The sequence below is a fragment of the Bacteroidota bacterium genome (assembly GCA_016713925.1).
Taxonomy (GTDB): Bacteria; Bacteroidota; Bacteroidia; order AKYH767-A; family OLB10; genus JAJTFW01.
In genome coordinates this window covers 506316-531381 of record JADJOH010000002.1, presented here as the reverse complement: position 1 = coordinate 531381, position 25066 = coordinate 506316, and the positions used below count along the sequence as shown (strand labels likewise).

Annotated in this window: 19 protein-coding genes and 2 pseudogenes; 14 read left to right on the top strand and 7 right to left on the bottom strand. The window is 43.6% G+C overall.

Translation table 11 applies throughout. The features are described 5' to 3' along the window. Window positions 1-522 precede the first annotated feature (522 nt). The 3 genes from IPJ86_02245 to serA all read right to left on the bottom strand — a co-directional run bounded on the left by IPJ86_02245 (window position 523) and on the right by serA (window position 3027). Window positions 523-813: a transposase gene (locus tag IPJ86_02245; GenBank protein MBK7886146.1), complete on the bottom strand. Its 291-nt coding sequence runs from the start codon at window positions 811-813 to the stop codon at window positions 523-525. 706 nt (window positions 814-1519) lie between these two features. Further along, window positions 1520-1687: a hypothetical protein gene (locus IPJ86_02240; protein MBK7886145.1), complete on the bottom strand. Its 168-nt coding sequence runs from the start codon at window positions 1685-1687 to the stop codon at window positions 1520-1522. Between the two features lie 113 nt (window positions 1688-1800). Further along, on the bottom strand, window positions 1801-3027 hold the full coding sequence (gene serA, locus IPJ86_02235; protein ID MBK7886144.1) for a phosphoglycerate dehydrogenase: 1227 nt from the start codon (window positions 3025-3027) through the stop codon (window positions 1801-1803). 140 nt (window positions 3028-3167) lie between these two features. Here serA and fbp point away from each other — a divergent pair, with 140 nt between their 5' ends. Then, window positions 3168-4202 (top strand): class 1 fructose-bisphosphatase, encoded by a 1035-nt coding sequence (gene fbp, locus IPJ86_02230; protein ID MBK7886143.1) that lies wholly within the window; start codon window positions 3168-3170, stop codon window positions 4200-4202. Between the two features lie 34 nt (window positions 4203-4236). On the opposite strand, the gene IPJ86_02225 is transcribed toward fbp, so the two are convergent. Both IPJ86_02225 and IPJ86_02220 read right to left on the bottom strand, forming a co-directional pair. After that, window positions 4237-5433: an amidohydrolase gene (locus IPJ86_02225; GenBank protein MBK7886142.1), complete on the bottom strand. Its 1197-nt coding sequence runs from the start codon at window positions 5431-5433 to the stop codon at window positions 4237-4239. A gap of 747 nt (window positions 5434-6180) precedes the next feature. Next, window positions 6181-9549, bottom strand: a complete 3369-nt coding sequence (locus IPJ86_02220; GenBank protein ID MBK7886141.1) for a hypothetical protein — start codon at window positions 9547-9549, stop codon at window positions 6181-6183. 117 nt (window positions 9550-9666) lie between these two features. On the opposite strand from IPJ86_02220, the gene gldC reads away from it, so the two are divergent. From gldC to IPJ86_02200, 4 genes are all read left to right on the top strand, one after another. Further along, window positions 9667-10017, top strand: a complete 351-nt coding sequence (gene gldC, locus IPJ86_02215) for a gliding motility protein GldC (GenBank protein MBK7886140.1) — start codon at window positions 9667-9669, stop codon at window positions 10015-10017. A gap of 236 nt (window positions 10018-10253) precedes the next feature. After that, window positions 10254-10859 (top strand): YihA family ribosome biogenesis GTP-binding protein, encoded by a 606-nt coding sequence (locus IPJ86_02210; protein ID MBK7886139.1) that lies wholly within the window; start codon window positions 10254-10256, stop codon window positions 10857-10859. A 246-nt stretch (window positions 10860-11105) separates the two neighbouring features. Beyond that, on the top strand, window positions 11106-12440 hold the full coding sequence (locus tag IPJ86_02205; GenBank protein MBK7886138.1) for a hypothetical protein: 1335 nt from the start codon (window positions 11106-11108) through the stop codon (window positions 12438-12440). Window positions 12441-12476: 36 nt separating this feature from the next. Beyond that, a complete protein-coding gene (locus IPJ86_02200; protein ID MBK7886137.1) occupies window positions 12477-12629 on the top strand; it encodes a T9SS type A sorting domain-containing protein in 153 nt (50 codons plus the stop codon). Window positions 12630-12798: 169 nt separating this feature from the next. On the opposite strand, the gene IPJ86_02195 is transcribed toward IPJ86_02200, so the two are convergent. Next, on the bottom strand, window positions 12799-13734 hold the full coding sequence (locus IPJ86_02195; protein MBK7886136.1) for a GNAT family N-acetyltransferase: 936 nt from the start codon (window positions 13732-13734) through the stop codon (window positions 12799-12801). Window positions 13735-13739: 5 nt separating this feature from the next. Beyond that, window positions 13740-14621, bottom strand: a complete 882-nt coding sequence (locus tag IPJ86_02190; protein MBK7886135.1) for a 1-acyl-sn-glycerol-3-phosphate acyltransferase — start codon at window positions 14619-14621, stop codon at window positions 13740-13742. A 505-nt stretch (window positions 14622-15126) separates the two neighbouring features. Here IPJ86_02190 and mraZ point away from each other — a divergent pair. The 9 genes and pseudogenes from mraZ to murG all read left to right on the top strand — a co-directional run bounded on the left by mraZ (window position 15127) and on the right by murG (window position 25063). After that, window positions 15127-15609, top strand: a complete 483-nt coding sequence (gene mraZ / locus IPJ86_02185) for a division/cell wall cluster transcriptional repressor MraZ (protein MBK7886134.1) — start codon at window positions 15127-15129, stop codon at window positions 15607-15609. Beyond that, window positions 15596-16495, top strand: a complete 900-nt coding sequence (gene rsmH / locus IPJ86_02180; protein ID MBK7886133.1) for a 16S rRNA (cytosine(1402)-N(4))-methyltransferase RsmH — start codon at window positions 15596-15598, stop codon at window positions 16493-16495. Before mraZ ends, rsmH begins: the two co-directional genes overlap by 14 nt. After that, entirely contained in the window at window positions 16492-16890 is a 399-nt protein-coding gene (locus IPJ86_02175) for a hypothetical protein (protein MBK7886132.1), read from the top strand. The genes rsmH and IPJ86_02175 overlap by 4 nt, the downstream gene beginning before the upstream one ends. Before the next feature lie 28 nt (window positions 16891-16918). Then, a pseudogene (locus IPJ86_02170) lies at window positions 16919-18708 on the top strand (transpeptidase family protein). Then, on the top strand, window positions 18708-20165 hold the full coding sequence (locus IPJ86_02165) for a UDP-N-acetylmuramoyl-L-alanyl-D-glutamate--2,6-diaminopimelate ligase (protein ID MBK7886131.1): 1458 nt from the start codon (window positions 18708-18710) through the stop codon (window positions 20163-20165). The pseudogene IPJ86_02170 and the gene IPJ86_02165 overlap by 1 nt, the downstream one beginning before the upstream one ends. Before the next feature lie 3 nt (window positions 20166-20168). Further along, entirely contained in the window at window positions 20169-21425 is a 1257-nt protein-coding gene (locus IPJ86_02160) for a phospho-N-acetylmuramoyl-pentapeptide-transferase (GenBank protein ID MBK7886130.1), read from the top strand. 8 nt (window positions 21426-21433) lie between these two features. After that, window positions 21434-22777, top strand: a pseudogene (gene murD / locus IPJ86_02155) (UDP-N-acetylmuramoyl-L-alanine--D-glutamate ligase). A gap of 29 nt (window positions 22778-22806) precedes the next feature. Continuing rightward, complete coding sequence (locus tag IPJ86_02150) at window positions 22807-23964, top strand: FtsW/RodA/SpoVE family cell cycle protein (protein ID MBK7886129.1); 1158 nt, start codon at window positions 22807-22809, stop codon at window positions 23962-23964. Further along, on the top strand, window positions 23948-25063 hold the full coding sequence (gene murG / locus IPJ86_02145; protein MBK7886128.1) for an undecaprenyldiphospho-muramoylpentapeptide beta-N-acetylglucosaminyltransferase: 1116 nt from the start codon (window positions 23948-23950) through the stop codon (window positions 25061-25063). Before IPJ86_02150 ends, murG begins: the two co-directional genes overlap by 17 nt. Window positions 25064-25066 lie beyond the last annotated feature (3 nt).

The window sequence follows — 25066 nt, the reverse complement described above, 5'->3', positions numbered from 1 at the left end:
TTCAGAATGCAGAATTCAGAATTGCCCCCCCAAGGCCCCCCTCCCCCCCGAATTTTGGAATTTGGATATTGGGATAGATTTGGGAATTGAGATGCCGGAGACTTTTTATATGAATTTTAGATCCTGTCGGACTATAAATGTATATTCCAGATGCAACGATTGTCTCAGTGAATTTCCGGAAATAAGATTATCAAACTGCAATGAGGCCTTCGAAGGGAACTTCAAAGAGATTAACCAGGGATTTATCTCGAAAATCATAGTTCTTCATTACATAAATCGTCCTCAATTCCCAACCTGCCTGCCGGCAGCGTGGACACTTAAGGTATTAAACCCATCCCCATCCCCCACAAATTTTTTTAATTTTTTTTTTCCTTTTTTTTTTAATTTTGGGGCTGGGTGTTTTTTTATTTGATTTTCTTTCCCAACCCAACCATCTTCTTTTATCCATCCCCCCCACGCCCATTCTTTGGGAAAAGAGGGGGTTGGTTTGTGTTTAATTTTTTTTTTTTTTTGCTTTTTTTTTCAAACTTTTTTTTTTTTTCCCTTCGAAGGGTTTGTTATGGGCTGGCTTTTCCCTCCATATGCAAGGTGAGTTGCATCACTTTTGTGCAGCTGCCAACACCAACAGATAGAGTTTTCTAAACCCCATCCATTTTTAAGTTGGGTTTGCTCTATTTTAAATCCTTGCTTCTTAGTCAATCGAAACAACTGTTCAATATACCATCTTTGTTTATAACGTTCAATGATTTTCTGCACTTCACCTGTTCGTACTTCAATTGTAGTGAGAATTCGCCAGTGTATCGGATCCTTTATTTTTACATTACTTTTTTCCTGAACATTTACTACAAATAACTCTTTTGACTTTGGTAATCCTTGTTAATATATTTCCCATGTGGTCGTTCTAACTCTACTTTGCATACTTTAATTTCGGCTTGTGCTATCCTTGCAATCTTTTGTTTTCTTAAATCTTTAATTATCGGAATGGATAATTGACCGAGCGACTTTGATTTTTAATGGTTTCATCCATTGAACTTCCATCTGCAAGTTTCCTGTCACTTTGCTTCTAATTATTAAATCAGTCCGGTCATCCGGCACAGTGCAAAACTGATCATAAATGTCACCTTCACGATCTTCTATTATGTGATTGTTGCTGCTTCTGATAATATAGCTTTTGAGCTTTCACCGCTTTTATCCACTTATAGGACTCCTTTTCTTCAATGGGTTGTTGCTTATAAATCCGTGTTGTATTGTTTGACTTATCTTCTTTTCGATGCCATAATTGTACATGGAAGCCCAACAAATCTTCAGTTTGGGCATCAGTACCAAGCAATATGAGTTAAAAAGCCTAACCCCATTTTGTTGCCAACTAATCCTAAACCGCTATCTTCTTCTATGCTTTCCTTTAGATGCCCTAAACCATAAGAACTACTATCTTGAATTACTAATACATCTTTCCTTGAACTTTCTTTTACATCGTTTCGTTAGAGAACTGATGAGCTCTGCCTCACTAACGTTTTCATTATCCAAAACCGTAAAACCCTTTTTGATCAGCTTCAGTTAACGTGCTACCGTGAACAGAACTTGTTCGAGAAATTACTAAGGCTGAAACAACCTTTCTTGCCCTGTCTTCTAACCTTTTATCGCTCAGTTCGCCTTCGAAATCAATTATATAATTTGGTTTCTTCATAAGGCTAATTTAATACATTTGTGTCCAAACAGTAGCTGCCGGCAGGCAGGTTCCCAATTCTGCATTCCTAAATCCTAATTCTGAATTCTGAATTCTGAATTCTGAATTCTGAATTAATACAGGCTCCGTGTGCGAATCGTATGTTTTACCTTCTTCAACTCCGCCATAACCCTCGTGCTGCTCTTCTTATCAATATCCAACACCACATAGCCGATCTCCTCATTCGTCTTCAAATATTGTCCGAGGATATTTACTTTCATTTTCGAGAGGACCCCGTTGATTTGCGAAAGCACACCCGGTACATTGCGGTGAACGTGCAAAATACGATGGGCGTTATGCAACACCGGCAGACTAATCTCCGGAACAGTCAGCGACCCGGAACTGCTGCCACTCTCAATAAAGGCGATAATTTTTTCAGCGACATCTAAACCGATCGCCTCCTGCGCTTCTACTGTGCTGCCCCCGATATGCGGAGTCAGAATCACATTGGGCAATCCTTGTAATGGGGAGGCAAAAAGATCTTTGTTGCTCTTGGGTTCTTCAGGGAACACGTCTACTGCAAGTCCACCGAGATGTTTTTTCTCGAGTGCATCTTTCACCGCCCAGACATCCATCACATCTCCACGACTTAAATTCACCAGTACTGCACCCGGCTTCATCTTTTTAAGACGTGCTGCGTTGATGAGATCCCTCGTATCGGGAGTACCCGGGACATGCAGCGTGATTATATCCGATTTCTTTAGCAGATCATCAATGGAACGGCTGGCTTGCGCATTTCCCAGCACCAGCTTAGAGGTGATGTCATAAAATAAAACTTTCATTCCAAGTGCTTCAGCCAGCACCGATACCTGCGAACCGATATGGCCATAGCCGATAATGCCGAGTGTCTTCCCGCGTACTTCGTAGCAATCCTTACTTTCCTTCAGCCAAAGTCCATGATGTGCACCCTCACCCTTTTCAAAAACGCGACGCATGAGCATAATGCCTAAACCGATGACGAGTTCAGCAACAGAACGTGTATTCGAAAACGGTGAATTGAAAACGGCAATACCCTGCTTACGGGCTTCATCCATTTTGATTTGATTGGTTCCGATACAAAAGGCGCCCACGGCAATCAACCGTTCTGCATTCTTCAACACCGTTTCCGTCAACTGCGTTTTTGAACGAGTGCCCACCACATGCACTTTTGAAATTTTATCAGAAAGTTCTTTCTCGGAAAGGGAACCGCTAATAGATTCAATATCGGTATAGCCGGAATCTCTCAGCAACTTAATTGCTGAAGGATGAATGTTTTCCAGTAAAAGAATTTTTAATTTTTCCTTGGGGTACGATGTGTTCATGCTGCAAGATTAGAAATTATGCAGGAATGAAAGTGGAGGTGCCGCTTAAAATTTTAAACAGGTCTGCGTTGGTGAAAAAGGGGAGGATTGAAACTTTGAACCCAATGATTGAGTATATTTGTTTAATTAAGAAAAAGTCTATGCAAACAGTTGCCCCTAAAGTACGCTTCATAACACTTGGACAGTTTATTATTGAACGGCAAACCGATTTCCCTTTTGCGAAAGGAGAATTGAGTCGCTTGTTGCGCGATATCGGTATAGCCGCGAAAATCGTGAACAGAGAAGTGAATAAGGCAGGACTTGCAGATATTTTGGGTGACTTTGGCGATACTAATGTGCAGGGAGAAGATCAGAAAAAGCTGGACGTCTATGCCAATGAACAATTCATCAGCGCGCTCGGTGCAGGTGGAGAGTGTATTGCCATTGCTTCTGAAGAGAATGAAGAGTTGATAGAGATTGACAGTAAGGTCTCCAAAAATGCGCGCTATGTGGTCTGTATGGATCCGCTGGATGGATCTTCGAACATCGATGTGAACGTGAGTATCGGTACTATTTTTTCTATCTACCGCAGGAAAGATGAGCAGACCGGTAATAATTACCTCGCGGATTTTTTACAGAAAGGTGTAGAGCAAGTCGCGGCGGGTTATGTGATTTACGGATCGAGTACCATGCTGGTCTATACCACCGGGAAGGGTGTGAACGGCTTTACACTGGATCCTTCCATCGGCGAATTTTGTTTATCACATCCCGATATGAAAATTCCTGCCACCGGTTCCATCTACAGTGTGAACGAAGGAAACTATACCCATTTCCCGCACGGTGTAAAAGAATATATTCGCTATTGCCAGCAGGAAGATAAAGCCACCAACCGACCGTATTCGACACGTTATATTGGTTCGCTGGTAGCGGATTTTCACCGCAATATGATTAAAGGTGGTATTTATATTTATCCGTCTACTGCAAAATCACCAAAAGGAAAGCTGCGTTTGCTTTATGAGTGTAATCCACTTGCTTTTATCATTGAACAGGCAGGTGGACTGGCATCAGATGGATTTAATCGCATCCTTGATATTCAACCGGAATCCCTGCACCAGCGCACACCTTTGTTCATTGGTTCTTACGAGATGGTAAAGAAGGCTGAGGAGATGATGGCGCAGTATTCTTCCCCTAAATAAGCAGACAATTATTAAAAGTAATCGAAAATCGATTTTATTTTTCTCCCTGTAATTCACAAATCGCTAACCACGCCATCAGTCCTGTACCTATAGTTAATGCTGATTCATCTATATCAAAAGTAGGTGTATGTACAGAGGAAGTAATGCCTCTTGCTTCATTACGGGTGCCTAAGCGGTAGAAGCAGGCTTTTGTTTTTTGAGAATAGAAAGCAAAATCTTCAGCAGCCATCCAGATATCCAGGTCCAGTACATTTTCTTTTCCGAGATAGTTGATGGCATTGCTCTTTGCTCTTGCAGTGAGGATTTCATCATTTACTAATGCCGGATATCCTTTGCGTATTTCAAATTCAAGTTGTCCGCCCATGGATTGCACCAGTTGATGCGCCAGGTCGGTCATACGTTGATGGGCTTCTCCTCTCCATTGTTCATTGAGCGTGCGGAAAGTGCCTTCTACATAGACTTCGTCGGGAATCACATTGGTGGCACCATTGGCGATTACTTTTCCAAAGGAGAGCACACTGGGCAATGTGGGATTAGCGGTCCTACTGACAATTTGCTGCATGGCTACGATGAGATGCGAAGTGATGAGCACGGGATCGATGTTGAGGTGTGGCATAGCACCATGACCACCTTTTCCTTTTATCTTCAAATACAATTCATCGGTACTCGCCATGTAAATTCCACTCCTGAATCCCACCATCCCTGCCGGAATCAGGGGCATCACATGTTGTCCGAGAATGCCTGCAGGAGTCGGATTTTCCAGCACGCCTTCCCTGATCATCATGGAAGCACCACCCGGTAATTTTTCTTCTCCGGGTTGAAAAATTAATTTGACAGTGCCTTCAAACCGATCTTTCAACGAGAGTAGTATGTTCGCAGCGCCCAGTAAGGAAGAAGTATGCACATCGTGTCCGCAGGCATGCATCACACCGGGATTCAGACTTCGGTAAGGCACATCGTTCGCTTCGGTGATGGGCAACGCATCCATATCCGCGCGCAAGGCTACTGTTTTTTTACCGGGATTTTTTCCTTCTATGAGTCCAACGAGTCCGGTGCCGGCTACCTTATCTTTAAACGAAATACCCATCTCCCGAAGTTTCTCTCCAACAAATGCAGCGGTCTTGAACTCGTGAAAAGATAATTCAGGATGCATATGTAAATGATGACGAATAGCGACGATATCTTTCTGCTGACGGGAAGCAAGGTCCTGTATTTCTTTCGGTTGAATCATGTGCTGAATTATTAATTCAAAAGTACGTTATTATTTTATACTGGAATTTGTACTTGTAGGTGGGAGTATGTTTTTCTTCGTATAATATTTTTTGGCTTCCAGCCTCCGGCTACCGGCTACCGGCTTTTTTAAGATAGTTTATAATTAAATCGTTGACTGGGTTTTTTATAGAAACTTGTTTCTTTTTATGGCTGTCGATTGATGAATAACCAACGTGGGCATTGAAATTTAGAATTTCTTCGAGGTGTCTATTGCAATTCGCTTCTAATGTGACATGATGTTTTCGGCTAATTAATTTTTATATTAAAATTGTAATCATCGCGAGTCCTCTCGGTTAGGGTTTCACGCAAAGGCCGATGAGACGCAGAGGTTACATCGCTAAAACTCCGCAGTCCAAATGAGCAACAGAGACGCAGAGTTTACTTCGCTAATGCTTCGAAGTCCAAGGGAACAACTCCGCTAATGCTTCGAAGTCCAAGGTGCCGCAAATCTTAACGAAGTGTAGATCCCGAGTGGATTGCGAAGCATTAAACCTCGGGAGATGCAGAGATTACTCCGCTAAAACTTCGAAGTCAAATGAGACGCAGATCATACCGAAGTGAAAATCCCCATTAAAACTCACCGCCCCAAGCCGCCCGCCTTAAGCCCCAAGCCGGTAGCCGGCAGCTGGTAGCCGGCAGCCCTTTCCTTCGTAACGAAAATTTAGTTACCACTATGAATATTTTGCGAACCAAAATTTATTGGCACCTAAAAATCTAATCCTAACGAAAAATAGAAAATGCGCTCCTGAACTTCGCCATCATCAACTCCCCATGCCCAATCGGCGCGAAGGAAATAGCCAAGCACCCTGCTGCGTAAACCAAAACCATAGCCGCCCACTATAGGTTCTACTGTTTTGGTTACTGTGATGCTGATGGGATTGCCATTGTAATCCTTTCTGAACAGCGCATTGTTCTTGCTGTAAGGAGAGGTACCTGTCCATGCTGTACCAATATCGCCGAAGCCGATGATTTGAAAATTGCGAATGAAATCAGAGCGGATGGGTTTATTGATAAGGTACTGGAAAATGGGAACACGAAGTTCACTGTTGATGAGCGCGAAACTGTTTCCGTTACGAATGTTCTGAATGAAGCCTCGCATATTGGTCGCCAGGGCCTGGAAGGAATAAATCTCCGAAGGGTCAACCTGAATATTGTAATTGAAATTATCCGTCGGGACGAAGGCGTTGTCAGTCGATCCTAAATAGTAAATTAATTTTCGGCTTCCCAACGATGTACTTGCTGCAAAGCGGTTGGCCCAGATAATTTGTCGGTGGACTTTTAAGTAATGTCTGAAATCTGCACCGAAAACAGAGAGCGTGGAGTTGTCTTCATCCACTTGCTTAAAAAGTTCCGCGAATATTTTATAGCGTACTCCATTGTAAAGATTTAAACCGGTAGTGATGGTATTATCATATACAAATTCTCCTCTGACAGAAGCCCAGTTCTGGTATTGATTGGGGAAGGAAAGATTGAAGAGATCCGTACTCAATGCGGTCAGGCGATCGTGGCGGTAGGCGGCTGTTCCCCGCAGACTCGTAAGATCATTGAAGGGCCAGCGCACATTGTATTTCACTTCATGTGTGTGAATTCGGTACAAGGAGAATCGGCTTACTTCTTCGCGTCCCTGGCGGTAGAAGGAGATTTGTTTGTCGAGCCGGCGCTTGAGGTTTTCGAAACTGATATAGTATTCATTCGAGTTCAGATTTCCGCTGAGACGAAATCCTCCCACCATGCGGTAATCATCTAATAAGTCATTCACACCGATTTTGAAGAGTGCATTGAGTCCGGGATAAAAATACACAGCACCACCGGTATAGGTCTGGTAGGTTTCATTGAGAAGATTGTTGTCCAGTTGGGTGAGCAGATAACTCGGCGCAAAAGCTAATTCGTAATTGCGTTGCTTGGGCAATAAGTAGGAAGCGGTATCGGGTCCGGTCATTGCTCCTGCCAGAATAGGAGTGCCGGGTTCAAAATCGCTCGCTAGCAGTGGATCTGCCATCAGCGAATCAACTTTTGGTTTTACTTCAACCGGTTTTTCCTTTTTGGATTTCTTGCGTGGGAAATCAGACTGGAAGACATAGTTGTTGATGTCGATGGCACTGCTGTCCTGTTTTTTATTGCTGTCCGATGTTTCACTGCTCTTCGTTTGATCAATCACCTTGATGCCACCTCCCGAATTACTGCTGCCCGTACTGCTGCTTCTGATGCCGGAGTTTCTGTCCAGCTTAAAGCGTAATCCGGTTTTCTTCAGCGGAGTGGTGGAAAGGGAATCCGCTTGCGGTGAGGGACTGAGATAAATGCTGTACCGGGAATCAATGCGCATCAATTCGGCATAGCGGGTGGTCCGGCTATTGATATCGTGTTGCAAAACATTTCGCTTGTAATCACTTTGCGGACCTGCATTAACGATATAACGGTAGTGGATAACCGTATCAATGTATGCGATGGCACTATCCAAAGTAGAAACGTATCTGTTGATAATACCATTCTCATCGCTGAGGTAACTGAAATGCGAAGAATCAATCATCAGCGGTGCGGTTTCGTTCACGCCGGGTGTATTGGTGAGTCGAAGAAGTTGTGCCGATTTGCTGATATTATCAAAGAGGAAGATGTCGGTGGAGGAGGGGCGATCCAGTTCCGCAGCCTGACGAATGGGTGTCGGGCGTAAGGTGTCTTCATCTCTTGTTGAACTAAAGGCGATGTAGCGGTCGTTCATCACGTAGCGCGGTGAGAAGTCATCCCATCGGTCCTTGGTATGTTGAACGTAGGTCTTCGTGCGCGGACTAAAAGTAAAAATATCCGATTGCCCTTTTTGTACAGCGGAGAGGACGATTTCTGATCCGGAAGAGGAATAGGAGAAATCGAGGACTTTATCGAAGTAAAAGAATTTATTGGTTTCTTTTTTAATTCTTTTTCCCGGTGTATAATAATCCAACCAGAGCTTTCCCTTTTTTTCTTTTATCGCGGAGAGGTATCTTCCCGAAGGATGCCAGGCCAAAGTAGGATAACTAAGATCCATGGTCTGGTTCACGGATTTATATCCGCCTTTTGCCATTTTCTTCCGCTTCTTCTCTCGCACATCATAGAGCCAGATTTTATATTTGCCCAGATCATTGGTCACATAGGCCACCTGATTTCCATCCGGGCTCACCCGCACCTGACTGATATAGCGTCCTTGTTTCTTTAAGGTATAGATAGGTTTGCCGGGAGGGAGAACTCTGTTTTTATCATCTTCCGTATAACTCTGCCTGTAGTATTCGAGCCAGTTTTTACTGATTTCCTTCATCGGAACCCCCAGCACATAGATAAAACCATTTTCAATGTTGCGGTTGATGCGCGTCATGTACAGCAAATTCGACACAGAGCTGGTTCCATACGTTTCAATCACATAATTCCAGAGGGAGCTTCCCGCAAATTGCGCTTCGGTGCCGGTCAGGTTACTGAAATTCCGGTATTTCCTGCTCATGATCGCGTCGCGCATCCTTCCATCTTCCTCCGCCGTCCAGCCTTTCGAGACATAAGCCACGAGTCCGCTGACGAACCAATCGGGTAGATTCAGCAATACCGAGGCCTGCAATCGGTCCTTGATACTTCCTCCATACATGAGTTGGTTGATCATGACCTGCGCCACACCCGCACGGATTTGTTCCCGAAAATGCCGGTAGTCGCCATCGAAATACACTAAAATTTTACTCCCGACAATGCGGGTCAGTCCACCGGTATTGGTATTTTGCTCTTCCCCTTCCAGTCCGATGTTACTTTGTTTCAGATCGGTAAGGCGATTGTAAATCATAAACTGAAAGCGCCCGTTGATTCTATAGTCGAAGAGTTTCTCGATTTCAGCGATATCTGCTTCTGCGGTGCGACCGGCATAAATGGCCAGTTCTTGTCCACCGAGGTAGAAATAAGTATCAAAGCCTTTGAAACGATAAAATGTCCAGAGAAAATCATTGTATTGCACCCTGCTTTTGCCAAAATTCATCTGCACACCACGCGTAAACTGAGCCTCAGCAGCGGGTGTTGACAGTAGTAAGACCAAGACAAGGGTCAGTCGGCGCAAAAGAAGTTGAACCATAGAATCGCTCCTGCGAAGTTAGGCATTTTAATATCTGATTTGTTACGAACCTTAACTTTAAACGTTTCGATGTACCCTGTATTGCCTACTTTTGACATCTCTCTGACTGAAGCAACCATGTCTATCAATACCACTATCTCCCGCCGATCAGAAATTAAAGTCGCCGTGGAACTCAACGAAGAAAAGCAGCCCGTTGGCCTTCAATGGCATGCAGAAGATGCCGGCCTCCAGGGCGAAAAACCCGCCAAAGCCATGATGCTCGCCTTATGGGATAAAAATGACCAAAGCACCATGCGCATCGACCTCTGGACCCACGAAATGACGGTAGAGGAAATGGAGTTCTTCATGTACGAAACCCTCGCCTCCCTCGCCGATACCTACGAACGCTCCACCAGCGACAAAGAAATGGCCAAAGAAATCAAAGCCTTCGCGCATAAGTTTGGCAAGGAAAAAAAAGTCATCAAATGAGAGTTTACCATGAAGCGTATCGCTTTTCGCGATTCTGCTTCATGGTTTAAGGTTTAAGGTTTAAGGTTTAAAGTTCAAGGTTCAAAGTTTAAAGTTCAAGGTTGAATGAAAAATATTTTCAAATTAAAATCAAGCCAGCAGCCAGAAGCAAAAAGCCGGTAGCCGGCAGCTGGTAGCCGGAAGCCAACGATAGTTTTAATTATAAATATAAATTTATACAGTTAAAAAAAATTGAATTGCAAATAAAAACAGCCACATTCGTAAAAAGTTCAGGACAGGTAGAACAACTACCTCCGGAAGATTTTCCCGAGTTTGCATTTATCGGACGCTCGAATGTCGGAAAATCATCGCTCATCAATTGTCTCGTTGGAAGAAAGGAATTAGCCCATACTTCCTCCAATCCCGGGAAGACCCAAACCATCAATCATTATTTTATCAATAAGTCCTGGTACCTCGTGGATTTACCGGGCTATGGATATGCTAAAGTCGCCCAAACGATGCGGGCCGAATGGGAAAAGACCTTGTATAAATACCTCGGCAAGCGAGAAAATCTGATGAATGTTTTTGTGCTCGTAGATGGACGCATTGACCCGCAAAAAAGTGATCTTACATTTTTAAATAAATTAGGTCAGCATGGTTTACCGGTTTCCGTAGTCTTCACCAAGACCGATAAAATGGGCAAAGTCAACCTCGAAGAAAACATCCAAAAATTCAAGGATGCCATGCTGGAATACTGGGAAGAAGCACCACCCTTTTTCATCACCTCCGCCGAGAAAGGCACCGGTCGCATGGAATTATTGAAATACATCGATGTGATCACCAAGGGATGGAAGAAATCGTGATGCATACATCGTGATGGATATGACGTGGTGCCTACGTAATGACAGGTCGCGACCTGTCATTACCACAAAATCCCGTAGGGATGCCATTATTATAGAAAAAGAATCCATCAAAACCTAGCCCTGTAAGGGCGACATACAAGGGTACAACCCTTCCCGTAAATTTTTATCTGATTCGTCAAAATCAAATTCTTATTTCACCTTCTCCATGCTAAAAATCCGTAGCTTTATATCACAAAATATTACCGCATGATTCGGCTAATCCTCATTTTCATTTTTTTCACAACGGCACTTTCCGCTCAATTTACTGATCGCTATTGGGCTTTTGGTGATAGTGCAGCGATTGACTTTAAAAATTTAAATAGTCCTCAGCCTGCAAATAGCATTTTAAGAGTAAGGGGTAGTAGTGCAAGTATTTGTGATAGTGCAGGTGATTTATTGTTTTATTGTGGTTCTCCTAACTGGGCACAATGGTTGACACCAAACAATATTTTCACAGATGGAACAGTAGTAAGTAAAAATAATGTTGTGATGGAAAGTGGCGATTCACTTATTGGAGTATTATGGTACCAAGAAATGATAATTGTGCCAGATCCTGCACATAACCAGAGATTTTATATTTTTTGTTCTGCTCCATCAAATCTAAACCATGGTCTTTACTATTCAATTGTAGATTTATCCTTTAATGGTGGTTTAGGTAAGGTAGTACAAAAGAACATACAAATTCGAAATGATACAATGTGTGACGGGCTTACAGCAACTCGTCATGGAAATGGACGCGACTGGTGGATAGTAGTCAGAAGCTGGAAGGATGTGCCTACTAATAATATAACAGCTTATTTAATTAGTCCTACAGGTATAACACCAAATCCCACTCAATATATTGGAACCTTGACTTCACTTGATGCATTTTATCGTCTCAAGTTTAATAAGGAAGGTAACCGATTTTATAATGTCTCATCTCAAGGAATTATTGAAAGAATGGATTTTGACAGGTGCACAGGAATTTTTTCAAATCTTGTTACTTATTCAGGGCTTGGTAGTCCGTATTTGGGGTATTGGGGGTTTGAAGTTTCTCCTGATGAGAGTAAAATTTATACCTCACTTATCTACCAAACATTTAATTCAGATACTAGTTATATCCTTCAATTTGATTTAAATTCTCCTAATTTCCTTGGTAGTGTTGATACATTAGGTACTTATTTATCGCCTGACACCCCTGGGTTATTAGAACTTGGTCCAGATGGCAAAATTTATGTTTCCATTAATTGGTCTGGATTCGACACATGCTTTAGTTATTTATATTGTGCTGGAACAATAAATACAACTAATTCTAATCTTTCCATTATAAATTCACCGGACAGTAGCGGAGCAGTGTGTAATTATCAACCTTTTAGTTTTTATTTAGGAGGCCATAAAGCTTATGTAGGCCTTCCCAATAACCATAACTATGAACTAGGAGCTTGGATAGGATCACCATGTGATACACTTTCAGTTGGCTTACAAGACTTATTTCCTAAAAACAAGGAGTTGAAACTTTACTATGATAAATCCTGGCAAACAATTTTTGTTAATGCTGATTAGTTACATGGAAAAAATGCAACATTAGAGTTTTATAATATCAACGGGCAATTAATAGACCGAATATCTAGAGCGACAGATGGAAGTTATTTTAGCAACAGCAGTTTATTTTCCTCCCAATCCGATGGTATATACATTGTTCGGTTAAGTACCGAGAAGGAAGTGTTAACTGGGAGATTTGTTAAATGGTAACAGGTCGTATCGTCGGTATGTAGTGACAGGTCGCGACCTGTCACCGTTTAAATATGAAAAATTTTATTAGGATGTAGATAATTCGTTTCCCGGCATTGTAGCCGCGTTACATGTAACGCGGCTACAGTGCCGGGAATCCATGGTTTGGGTGACAGGTCGCGACCTGTCACTACGACGACAACGGCCTATACGTCTTCACATGCCTTTCTTTCTTCGTTTCGTAAATATCAGCGAGGGTAACTAAAATGCCGGTTTCTTCTACTTCGCCGAAATGATCATTAAGCGCGGTGCCGAATGTGCGCATGGTGGCACTGAGGTTCATGTAGGCGTTTACCAGAGGTGGAATGTTTTCGCCGAGCGCACGGACATGCTGATTTAATATGCGATGTCCTTCTTTGTAATCGAGTCCGCTGAGTTCTTTTTCAAATGCGCTTACATCGCTGGTGACAGGCAATGCTTTGATAGGAGTGACGAGCTGATCCTTATCCGGAAAATAATGTTGCATAAAATGGAGAATCATATCTCTGGCGAGTAAATTAAAATGCCGGTACATGGTGACTTTTCCAAAGAAGTATTTTATATCGGCATGATCCACATGGATAGCGCCAAGACCATCCCATAAATTATCAAGTGTAAAAAGTCCCTTCCTGTTTTCGGGGCGTGGTTGGTATTTGGGTTGTACAAATGATCTTCCGAGTTCAATGGTATAGGGCAAATATTCTTTCAAAAATTTTTCTGAGAAATGAAACAGTTCTGCTGTGGCCAGTTCGAGTACGCCATGTTCATCTCTCCCCGCATCTCCGCAACGGATAAAACGATAACCGCCCATAATTTCTTTTTCTTCCGGATTCCACGCGATCAATTGTTCATAGCAGTTGTCGCAGGTGTCGAAGGTGTCGAGGTCGCAATCCAATCCTGTTCCTCCTCCCGCATCTCTGAAAGTAATCTCCCGCAAACGCCCGATCTCCCTCAGGACATTAGGTGCATTGTGCGCGTTGATGATATAGAGTTGATTGGAACCGTTGTTGGTGACCCGTACAAAACGTTCTGTACTCAGCTCTTTTTCTAATAACTCGAGGGGAATGGGAGGAATTATGTTTTGCATATTCATTAGGGTCGGAAGTCGTCCGTTCCTTCGGCTAAAGTATAAATATGCTCCTTAACTTTTTGCGCCCAATCGTGATCATTGTACTGTTCGTTGAAAAGTTCATAGGAAAGGGGCTTGCCGATTTTAATGTGAATGTTTTTCCCCAACTGATGGTACATCTCATCCATCAGATAAAGCATTTCGATATTGGCCTTTATCCCCAGCTTCCCTCTCCATCGCGCCAGATTATAAAAGAAGTTGGAATTTCTCCCGGCAATATGAACCGGAATGATATTGCGTTTGTATTTTTTTGCCTTGGTAATAAAACTCTTTTTCCAGGTTAGATCCCTGATCAATCCGTTGTTTTGTTTTCTTGAGACAAGACCGGCAGGAAAAATTAAAAGCGACCCTTCGCCGGCGTAGTATCTGTCTATTTGGTCAAGTATTTCAGTCGAGTTTTTACCATGTTTATTGACCCCCACAAAAATATTATCAAGATTTTTAAGATGTAATAAGATGTCATTCACAATGAAAATCTGATCTTTTCTGACTTTAGCCACCACTTGTATGAGGGCCATACCGTCAAGTCCACCAATCGGGTGGTTGGAGGCAATGATGCAACCGCCTTCTTTCGGAAGGTTCTCCAAACCCTCACAAGTCACTTCTACACCGAACTCTTTAATTGCTTCGTCAACAAAGTCAAAGGATCTTTTATCCCCATGGCGTCTAAGGAGATCATTGATATGATCCTGATGAGCAATTCGTTTTAAGTAGTTGATGATGAGGCTGGGCATCCACTTTAAAAGTGCTGGATTCTTACCTCTGATGACTTCTTCTACATCAATTAATTTCTTTGGGGTTATTTCGTCGCTCATTGCTGAATTAAGTGGTCTAAAATACAGCATCGCCCGCTAACCAAAGGGTCGCCGGGTAAATCGAGGGTTTTTATACACATATTTTATATAAAAAGGAGGTGTTTTGGGGTAAAAGTGGGAGAGAAGATTTGGGGTTTAAAATAACATTGCATTGTAAATCAATTATATGCATTTGTTTTTATAGAGAAGGTTGTGGACAGCTTCTGGCACTGACTCTCTTAGTCTATTCTACTTAAAATAAATTATTGTGTGTGGAAGTTTCCTGTCCAACGGCAGAAGATTTTGGTCATGGTCTTATTCACTTCGCTTTGTTTATAAGTGACTAAAAATAAATTAGATAATGCTGTATTGGAGCTTATATTGGTGGGTTCCGGATCAAATACTTTTTGACATTTTTTCGATTTCTCCGGAAGCCCATGCAATAAAAGGCAGGGGTGAAAAGTTTTTAACAAAGTGGGGCAAAGTGGGATGAAGTGGTAAATTTTATTTTATTTTTACCACGTCAGTCACCAATCCGACCACAACCTAACCTATTATGTCGCAATTCCAGGGAGAATTTGAATGCAAGCTTGACGCGAAAGGGCGTTTGAGTCTGCCTTCTGCGTTGCGCAAGCAAATAGCTCCCGAAGCGAAGGAGAAGTTTATGGTGAACAGGGGTTTTGAAAACTGTCTCGCTTTGTATCCAATGGATGAGTGGCAGAAGATCAGTGACGAGATCAATAATTTGAATATGTACGTGGTGAAGAACCGCGAATTTGCCCGCTACTTTTTTCGTGGTGCGATGGAATTGGAACTGGACGCAGCAGGTCGTATCCTGTTGCCGAAACGTATGCTCGAACATGCAGGTGTAAGCAAAGAGTTGGTGTTGTACGGATGGGGAAATAAAATCGAAATCTGGTCAGTGGAAGGTTATGCTAAGTTGCTGAAGGATGAGCCGAAAGATTTTGCGGCATTGGCAGAGGAAGTAATGGGCAAAATAAATTTAAATCGCGGAGGTGGTGAACGTGGCCTATCATAATCCTGTCCTCCTCGACGCGGCAGTAAAGGGCTTGAATATTCAGCCCGATGGAATTTATGTAGATGTGACTTTTGGTGGTGGCGGACATTCCGCAGCCATTTTAAAATTGCTTGAAAAAGGTCGACTGATTGCTTTCGATCAGGATGCGGATGCAAAGGCTAACGTTCATGCAGATACGAGATTTTTATTGATCGATGATAATTTCAGGAATTTATCGGAGCGTCTCGCGGATGCAGATGTGAATACGGTAGATGGTATCCTAGCCGATTTAGGCGTGTCTTCGCATCAGTTTGATGTGGCAGAGCGAGGGTTCTCCATTCGGTTTAACGCGGAACTGGATATGCGGATGGATCAATCGCAACAGTTGACGGCAAAGGATGTGATCAATTATTATCCGGAGAAGGAATTGAGTCGTGTGTTTAAAGAATACGGTGAACTGATTCCGGCGCGTCGTATGGCAGAAGCGATCGTGAAAGCGCGGCAGGAGGCTTTTATCATTACCGGAGAAGAACTGAAGAAGGTGCTGTCGAAGTTTGCTCCACGTATGAAGGAAAACACATTTTATGCCCAGGTTTATCAGGCACTTCGCATTGAAGTAAACGATGAACTGGGCGCATTGAAAGAGCTGTTGAAGAAATCAGCAGCGGTATTGCGAAGCGGTGGTCGCCTGGTGGTGATCAGCTACCATAGTCTGGAAGATCGTTTGGTGAAGAATTTTATCAATAGCGGAAATTTCGAAGGCGAGCTCCACAAGGATTTTTTCGGAAACCCGACAGGATTGCTCTTCAAAGCCATTAACCGCAAGCCCATCTTACCTGAAGAATCAGAAATAGAAAATAACCCGCGCTCCCGTAGTGCTAAAATGCGCATCGCTGAACGTTTATGAATAAAATTCGTCAACCCATACCCGTGAGTAAGGAGGAGCCTGTAAAGAAGAAGAGCTCCGGTGAGAATGCTGCACGGAAGTTTATTCGGATCGTGAATGTGTTTAGTCTCTTTGATCGGAAAGCGGTGATGATTTTGATGCCCTATCTGTTCTTCCTCTTCCTGCTGGCCCTGGTGTATATCGGAAATAGCTATCTCGCCGAAAAGACAATTCGTGATATCGATCGTACTGAAAAAGACCTGAAGGAACTTCGCTCCGAGTTTATCACCGGACGATCAGAGTTGATGTATCGCTCCAAGTTGACAGAAGTAGCAGGAGCGATTCAAACCAGAGGCGTGAAGGAGTCGACAGTAGCTCCCAAGAAAATATTGCTTCGTAAAGTAACTAAAAATTAAATCCAGATAGTGTTAATACTCCAACGTTTTGGCTGAAAAGAAAAATGACATATTGATCAGAGGGTATCTCGTCTTCGCGGGATTCGTGCTGTTTGGTTTGGCGATCATTGCACGTGTCGGTTATCTGCAGATAGCGGAGGGCGAGTACTGGAAGAGTAAGAAGGATAGTCTGACACTTTCTTACCGCAGCATTCCTCCCATGCGTGGCAATATTTATGCAAGCGATGGTAGTCTGCTGGCGACATCATTGCCGCGCTACGATGTGCATGTGGATTTGCAAGCCGGTGGACTGAAGAAGGATCTGTTTAATGAGAAAGTGGATTCACTCGCGCTTTGTTTGTCGGATCTTTTTAAGGATAAATCAAAACAGGAGTATAAGAGAATTTTGAAGGAAGCGCGTCGCGAAGGTGATCGTTATTTATTGTTGAAGCGGAATATTTCTTATAAAGAACAAAAGGCCTTGCGCACTTTTCCGCTCTTCCGTTTGGGAAAAAATAAGGGCGGACTCATCGTGGATCAGCTGAGTCGAAGAGAGAAGCCGTTTAAATTATTGGCTTCACGAACGATTGGTTATAAGATGGCCAATAAGGAAGTGGAGTCGGTGGGAATTGAAAGTGCTTTTGAAAGTCATCAGCGTGGCACTACCGGAAAGCGATTGATGCAACGTATAGCAGGTGGCGTATGGAAACCGGTGAATACCGAAAATGAGATTGAACCTCTTGACGGCAGTGATGTGGTGACCACGATTGATCTGAACCTGCAGGATGTAGCTGAAAATGCATTGCTGAATCAGTTGCGTGAACACGATGCAGATATGGGTTGCGCGATTCTGATGGAAGTTTCAACAGGTCATATTAAAGCGATCGCTAACCTGAAGCGTGCCGATGATGAAGATAATTACAAGGAGGAATTTAATTATGCGATCGGTCAGGGCTCGGAGCCGGGTTCTACATTTAAGCTGGCCACGTTGATGGCGGCTATGGAAGATGGTTATGTGGACCTCGATGATTCTACCGATACGTTTGGCGGAGAGATGTTACTCGCAGGTGGAATTAAGATGAGAGATTCGCACGAAGGGGGCTATGGTCGTGTGTCTGTAAAGAAGGCATTCGCGGTTTCTTCCAATGTCGGCATCTCCCGCATTGCGATGAAACATTATAGCAAGAATCCGCAACTTTTTATTGATCGTCTGAAAGCTATGCATGTGGCCGATCAGCTTTCCTTGCAAATTCCCGGCGAGCCGGCACCCAGATTGAAAGGCACGAAGGAGAAGGACTGGTCGAAGGTATCCTTGCCTTTATCTCTATCGGGTACGAATCCAAACTGACACCCTTACAATTGCTGACGTTCTATAATGCCGTCGCGAACAATGGAAAGATGGTGCAACCTCTGTTTGTAAAAGAAATCAGGAACAAAGGTCATGTGGTGCAACAGTTTTCGGGTAAAGTGATCGCGGAATCTATTTGTTCGCCTGCTACGATTAAGAAAGCGCGTCAACTGCTCGAAGAAGTAGTCACTACCGGAACTGCATCGCATATTAAACATGCGCAGTATACCATCGCCGGAAAAACAAGAAATCTAGAAGTGAAATACAAAGGTCCTTCCAATGGATGGGTCTCTTCTGCGCAGCAGGCCTTCACTCCTGATTACAATAAAGTACCCAATGTAAAAGGCATGGGCTTACGTGATGCCATGTATCTCCTCGAGAATCAGGGATTACAAGTGAAGCCCATCGGCAGGGGTGCAGTGATTCGTCAATCTATTCAACCCGGAACAAAGCTGGAAAAGGGACAGCGCATTATCATCGAACTCGGTTAATGAAATTACTCAGCGATCTTCTTTACAAGACCGGCATCGAGGAGCTTAGTGGTGTTACCACTATCTCTATAGATAAAATATGCTTTGACTCCCGTCAGGTGAGTGAGGGAACACTCTTCGTGGCCGTGCGTGGAAGTAAGAGCGATGGTCATGATTTTATTAAAGAGGTTATTGCTAAAGGTGCAGTCGCAGTAGTTTGTGAGGAGATGCCTGCGGAGATGATTCCCGGAATCACTTTTGTTCGTGTGAAAGATTCTTCCTATGCGCTTGCGATTATTTGTTCCAATTATTACGATCAGCCTTCTTCTAAATTAAAACTGATTGGTGTGACCGGTACGAATGGTAAAACCACTACGGTTTCATTATTGTATTCGGTGTTTCGTCAACTCGGACATAAAACCGGACTCCTCAGTACCGTTCGCAATTTCGTGAATGACCTGGAGCTCGCTGCTACACATACTACACCTGATCCGCTGCAATTGAATGCGCTGTTGGCGAAGATGGTGGAAGCAGGATGTACCTATTGCTTCATGGAAGTGAGTTCGCATGCTATCGTACAACACCGTATTGCAGGTCTTGAGTTTGCAGGAGGATTGTTTACTAATATCACCAGAGATCATCTCGATTACCATAAAACATTTGACGAATACATCCGTGCAAAAAAAGGGTTCTTCGATCTATTGCCTGCTGATGCCTTCGCGATTATAAATGCCGACGACAGAAATGGCCGGATCATGGTGCAGAACACCAAAGCCAAAGTAAAGACTTTCGGATTGATGGGTGTCGCTGATTATAAAGCAAAAGTCCTGGAAAGTACGATCTCCGGATTGCTGATCAGCATCGATGGCAATGATGTGTTGTGCCGTCTGGCCGGGACATTTAACGCCTATAACTTATTAGGAGTTTACGTTACGGCCTTGCTGTTAGGAGAAGAAAAACTGCATGTTCTCACCGCACTCAGTACACTTTTACCACCTGAAGGACGCTTTGAGCAAATTAACAGTCAGCAGGGAGTGACCGGAATCGTGGACTATGCACATACCCCGGATGCTTTAAAGAATGTACTGTTAACCATCAATGATATTCGTGCAGGAAAGGAGCAGGTGATTACCATCGTAGGTTGCGGAGGAGATCGAGATGCAGGAAAGCGTCCGCAAATGGCGGCAATTGCCTGCGAACAAAGTGACCGCGTCATCCTGACTTCTGATAATCCGCGCAGTGAAGATCCGGATGCAATCATTGCGGAGATGAAAACCGGTGTACCCATACATCAAATGAAAAAGGTGCTTTCGGTAACGGATCGCCGTGAGGCCATCAGAACCGCCTGCGCCTTAGCCAAGCCGGGAGACATTATCCTCCTTGCCGGAAAAGGCCACGAAAAATATCAGGAAATAAAAGGTGTTAAATATCCCTTCGACGACAAACAAGTGCTCGAAGAATCATTAGAACTCTGCTAAACCATGCTCTATTACCTCTTTGATTATCTCGATAAAGCGTACGACATCCCCGGTGCCGGTGTGTTCCGCTTCCTTTCTTTCAGAGCGTCGATGGCGATTATCACTTCGCTGGTGATCACCTTGTTTTTAGGAAAGAGAATTATTCGTCATCTGCTCCGCATGCAGGTGGGAGAAACCATTCGCGATCTCGGTCTCGACGGACAAAAGCAAAAGCAGGGAACACCTACCATGGGAGGATTGATCATCATCGCTGCGATTCTTATTCCGACGATCCTCTTCACCCGATTGGATAATGTGTATATCATCATCATGATTATTTGCACGCTTTGGCTGGGCTTCATCGGTTTTCTGGATGATTATATTAAAGTGTTTAAAAAGGATAAGGAAGGTTTACGTGCGAAATCGAAGTTAGTCGGACAAGTGGGTCTGGGTTTAATCATCGGTTCCGTATTGTATTTTAATCCGAATGTAGTGGTGCGGGAGAAGATGAGCAATAACCGTATTGTTGTCGATCAGCAGAGTAATATCGTTGATGATCTCGGAAATAAAGACGGATTCTTGTTTTCCGGTGTGAATGAGAAATCCACCAAGACCACCATTCCCTTTCTGAAGAACAATGAATTTGATTATGCGCGTCTGGTAGATTGGGCGGGAGATAGTAAGAGCTGGATGCTGCCCTTGTTTTTCATTCTCATTGTGACATTCATCATCACCGCAGTTTCCAATGGTGCTAATATAACAGACGGAATCGACGGATTAGCCACAGGGACCAGTGCCATCATTGGTGCGACCCTTGCTGTATTCGCTTATGTTTCCGGTAATGCGGTTTTTGCCGATTATCTAAACATCATGTATATACCCAATACCGGCGAGCTCATGGTTTTCATGAGTGCTTTTGTAGGAGCCTGTGTTGGATTTTTATGGTATAATTCCTTCCCTGCACAGGTGTTCATGGGAGATACAGGAAGTCTGGCCTTAGGTGGAATCATCGCCGTCTTCGCCATTGCTGTCCGGAAGGAATTATTAATACCAATCATCTGCGGCATCTTCCTCGTGGAGAATTTATCTGTAATGGCTCAGGTCAGTTATTTTAAATATACAAAGAAAAGATTTGGTGAAGGTCGTCGCATTCTGAAGATGTCACCATTGCACCATCATTATCAAAAGCTGGGTTACCATGAGTCGAAAATCGTTACCCGCTTTTGGATCGTTGGAATTATGCTGGCTGTATTAAGTATTGTAACCCTCAAACTGCGATAAGAAACAACATGACTAAGCTGAATGGAAAAATAGTGATTCTCGGTGCTGCTGAAAGCGGCGTGGATCGGCTATTCTCGCTCAGCAGTTGGGGTTAGAGGTGTTTGTTTCGGATAGTGGAAGATTGCTGAGAAATACAGGAAGGAATTAGTAGAACGCAATATTGCTTTTGAAGAAGGTCAGCATACAGTGGGGAAACTGCTTGATGCGACAGAGGTGATTAAAAGCCCCGGCATCCCGGAGAAAGCAGCCATCATCAAGAGTATTGCTGCTGCGGGAATTCCGGTGATTTCTGAAATTGAATTTGCCGGTCGTCATACGGATGCAACGACCATATGCATTACCGGCACTAACGGTAAGACCACTACGACATTGCTCACTTATCATATGTTGACCAAGGCCGGATTGAATGCCGGTCTCGGAGGAAATGTAGGTAAGAGCTTCGCGCGACAGGTAGCAGAGGAAAAACACGATTACTATGTGCTGGAATTGTCCAGTTTCCAGTTGGATGGCTGCTATGACTTCAGAGCGGATATCGCCATCCTCACCAATATCACTCCCGATCATCTCGATCGCTATGAGTACAAATTAGAAAATTATATCCAATCTAAATTCCGGATACTCCAAAATCAACATCCTGAAGATGCCTTCATCTATTGTGCCGACGACGCACTCACGATGCAACATCTCGCACAAATAAGTACACCCATGACCTGCTCTCCTTTCAGCATAAAGCAGAAAGAAGGTATGAGCGCATGGCTTGAAAACGAACAACTCTGTATTCTAACCAATAACCAACCATTCACTATGTCCATTCACGATCTGGCCCTCCGGGTAAACACAACCTGTATAACTCAATGGCAGCCGGAATAGCGGGTCGCGTCCTTGATATTCGCAAAGATGCCGTCCGCGAGAGTTTCTCTGATTTCGAAAATGTGGAACATCGACTGGAAGCAGTAAGTACTGTTCACGGTATTGATTTCATCAACGACTCCAAAGCGACCAATGTCAATTCGACCTGGTATGCTTTAGAGAGCATGAAACAACCTACCATCTGGATCGCAGGTGGTGTGGATAAAGGCAATGACTATGCGATGTTGCTCGAACTTGTTAAAACCAGAGTGAAAGCCATTGTTTGCTTAGGCACCGACAATGAAAAAATCATTCAGGCTTTCCGTGATATCGTTCCTGTTATTGTTGAATCCGGTTCGGCAGAGGAAGCGGTGCAGGCAGCTTATCGGTTAGGAAAAAAAGGCGATGCTGTATTGTTATCTCCGGCTTGCGCCAGTTTCGATTTGTTCGAGAACTACGAAGATCGCGGACGTAAGTTCAAGGCAGCAGTACGTAATTTATAATATTTATAGTGTTAAATCATTCCCAAGGCATGACCTGGCTCGAATCGTATTTTAGAGGTGACCGCACCATCTGGCTCATCGTAATACTGCTGAGTATTATGAGTATACTGGCTGTTTATAGTTCAACAGGTACGCTGGCGTATAAATACCAGTCGGGAAATACAGAGTATTATTTGTTCAAGCACGGCATCATTATGATTCTTGGTTTTGTACTGATGTACATCGGACATTTTGTGAAGTATACGTTTTATTCACGCATCGCCAATCTCGGCATCATCATCGCCATCCCGCTCCTGTTCATGACCTTGCTGATGGGAAGTAATATCAATGAAGCGAGCAGATGGCTGACCTTACCGATTGTGAATCTTTCCTTCCAGACTTCCGATTTTGCGAAGGTGGCATTGATTCTCTATGTCGCCCGAATGCTCTCGAAGAAACAGGATAATATCAAGGATTTCAAGAGTGCCTTTGTGCCGATTATTATTCCGGTAGGTTTGGTTTGCGGATTGATATTACCGGCGAACTTCTCAACCGCTGCGGTGCTGTTTACCACTTGTGTCATCCTCATGTTCATCGGTCGTATCAGTTTGAAGTATATCCTATCGATGGTTGGAATTGCGGTGGGTATTTTCGCATTGTTTTTAATGATCGCCTATCTCACCGGCTATGAAGGACGTATTGAAACATGGAAAGCACGTATCGAAAATTTCAGTGAAGGAAGTGATCAGGGAAATTACCAGGTGCAGCAGGCGAAAATTGCGATTGCTACGGGCGGACTCATTGGAAAAGGTCCGGGTAATAGTGAGCAACGGAATTTTCTTCCGCATCCCTATTCGGATTTTATTTTCGCCATCATCGTGGAAGAATATGGTTTAGCAGGAGGAGGAATCATCGTCTTCCTCTACCTCTTACTTTTCTACAGGGCGCTGCAGATTGTCCGAAAAACTGAACGGGCCTTTGCGGCGATGATTACTATCGGTTGTGCATTTAGTCTGGTATTTCAGGCATTGATTAATATGGCCGTTGCAGTGAATCTATTTCCGGTAACCGGTCAGCCACTGCCCATGCTCAGTATGGGAGGAACATCCATTTGGTTTACAAGTGCTGCCCTCGGTATTATTCTGAGTGTAAGCAGTGAGATTGATAAAACAGAAAACGAAGTCAGAGAAGTTGCAGTCGCAGGATAAACATACACGCGTCATCATCAGTGGTGGTGGAACAGGAGGACATATCTTTCCTGCCATCGCTATTGCCAATGCCTTGAAAGCGATTGATCCTGCCATTCAACTGCTTTTTGTGGGAGCGGAAGGGAAGATGGAAATGGAGAAAGTTCCCGCAGCAGGATATACCATTAAAGGATTGCCAATTGCAGGAATTAAAAGAGAATTGAGTTTCGATAATTTTACTTTTCCGGTGAAGCTGATGCGAAGTCTGAATAAAGCGAAATCTATCCTGAAAGAATTTAAGCCGGATGTTGCAGTTGGCGTAGGAGGCTATGCGAGTGGTCCCTTGCTGTTCATGGCATCACGTGAAGGTGTACCGACATTGATTCAGGAACAAAATTCTTTTCCCGGAATTACCAATAAACTTTTATCGAGAAAAGCTGCCTCTATTTGTGTGGCTTATGATGGAATGGAACAATTCTTCCCCAAACATAAAATTGTTTTCACCGGTAATCCGGTTCGTGAAGATATTAAACAGATTGCCGGCAAACGGGAGGAAGCGGCGGCGTTCTTCGGAATGGATCCTGCTAAAAATACATTGCTGGTAGTAGGAGGGAGTCAGGGTGCACGAAGTATCAACAGAGCTGTTCGCGATGGATTGCAAAAATTAGCAGAACAAGGCATGCAGGTCCTTTGGCAGACTGGAAAATTATTTCATGCAGAAGCATTAAAAGCTGTGGAGGAAATCAATGCTCCCGGAATAAGGGCTTTTGATTTCATCACACGCATGGATCTGGGTTATGCTATGGCAGATGTTGTAGTGGCAAGAGCCGGGGCGAGTACTGTGTCGGAATTATGTATCGCGGGAAAGCCCTCAATTTTAGTTCCATTGCCGACAGCCGCCGAAGATCATCAAACAAAAAATTGCATGTCGCTGGTGAATAAAAAAGCCGCATTGCTGGTGACCGATATCGCCGCAGGGGAGAAATTGGTGAAGGAAGCCATCGCACTCTTAAACGATTTACCCCATCGACAAAAGCTGACAGAAAATATTCTCCCTCTGGCGCGACCTGAGGCAGCAGCAGAAATTGCACAAGAAGTTTTAAAACTCATACGAAAATAAAAA

Coding starts and splice junctions, on each gene's coding strand:
- IPJ86_02240 (MBK7886145.1), bottom strand. CDS start 1,687: ATGAAGAAACCAAATTATATAATTGATTTCGAAGGCGAACTGAGCGAT.
- serA (MBK7886144.1), bottom strand. CDS start 3,027: ATGAACACATCGTACCCCAAGGAAAAATTAAAAATTCTTTTACTGGAA.
- fbp (MBK7886143.1), top strand. CDS start 3,168: ATGCAAACAGTTGCCCCTAAAGTACGCTTCATAACACTTGGACAGTTT.
- IPJ86_02225 (MBK7886142.1), bottom strand. CDS start 5,433: ATGATTCAACCGAAAGAAATACAGGACCTTGCTTCCCGTCAGCAGAAA.
- IPJ86_02220 (MBK7886141.1), bottom strand. CDS start 9,549: ATGGTTCAACTTCTTTTGCGCCGACTGACCCTTGTCTTGGTCTTACTA.
- gldC (MBK7886140.1), top strand. CDS start 9,667: ATGTCTATCAATACCACTATCTCCCGCCGATCAGAAATTAAAGTCGCC.
- IPJ86_02205 (MBK7886138.1), top strand. CDS start 11,106: ATGATTCGGCTAATCCTCATTTTCATTTTTTTCACAACGGCACTTTCC.
- IPJ86_02195 (MBK7886136.1), bottom strand. CDS start 13,734: ATGCAAAACATAATTCCTCCCATTCCCCTCGAGTTATTAGAAAAAGAG.
- IPJ86_02190 (MBK7886135.1), bottom strand. CDS start 14,621: ATGCTGTATTTTAGACCACTTAATTCAGCAATGAGCGACGAAATAACC.
- mraZ (MBK7886134.1), top strand. CDS start 15,127: ATGTCGCAATTCCAGGGAGAATTTGAATGCAAGCTTGACGCGAAAGGG.
- IPJ86_02175 (MBK7886132.1), top strand. CDS start 16,492: ATGAATAAAATTCGTCAACCCATACCCGTGAGTAAGGAGGAGCCTGTA.
- IPJ86_02165 (MBK7886131.1), top strand. CDS start 18,708: ATGAAATTACTCAGCGATCTTCTTTACAAGACCGGCATCGAGGAGCTT.
- IPJ86_02160 (MBK7886130.1), top strand. CDS start 20,169: ATGCTCTATTACCTCTTTGATTATCTCGATAAAGCGTACGACATCCCC.
- IPJ86_02150 (MBK7886129.1), top strand. CDS start 22,807: ATGACCTGGCTCGAATCGTATTTTAGAGGTGACCGCACCATCTGGCTC.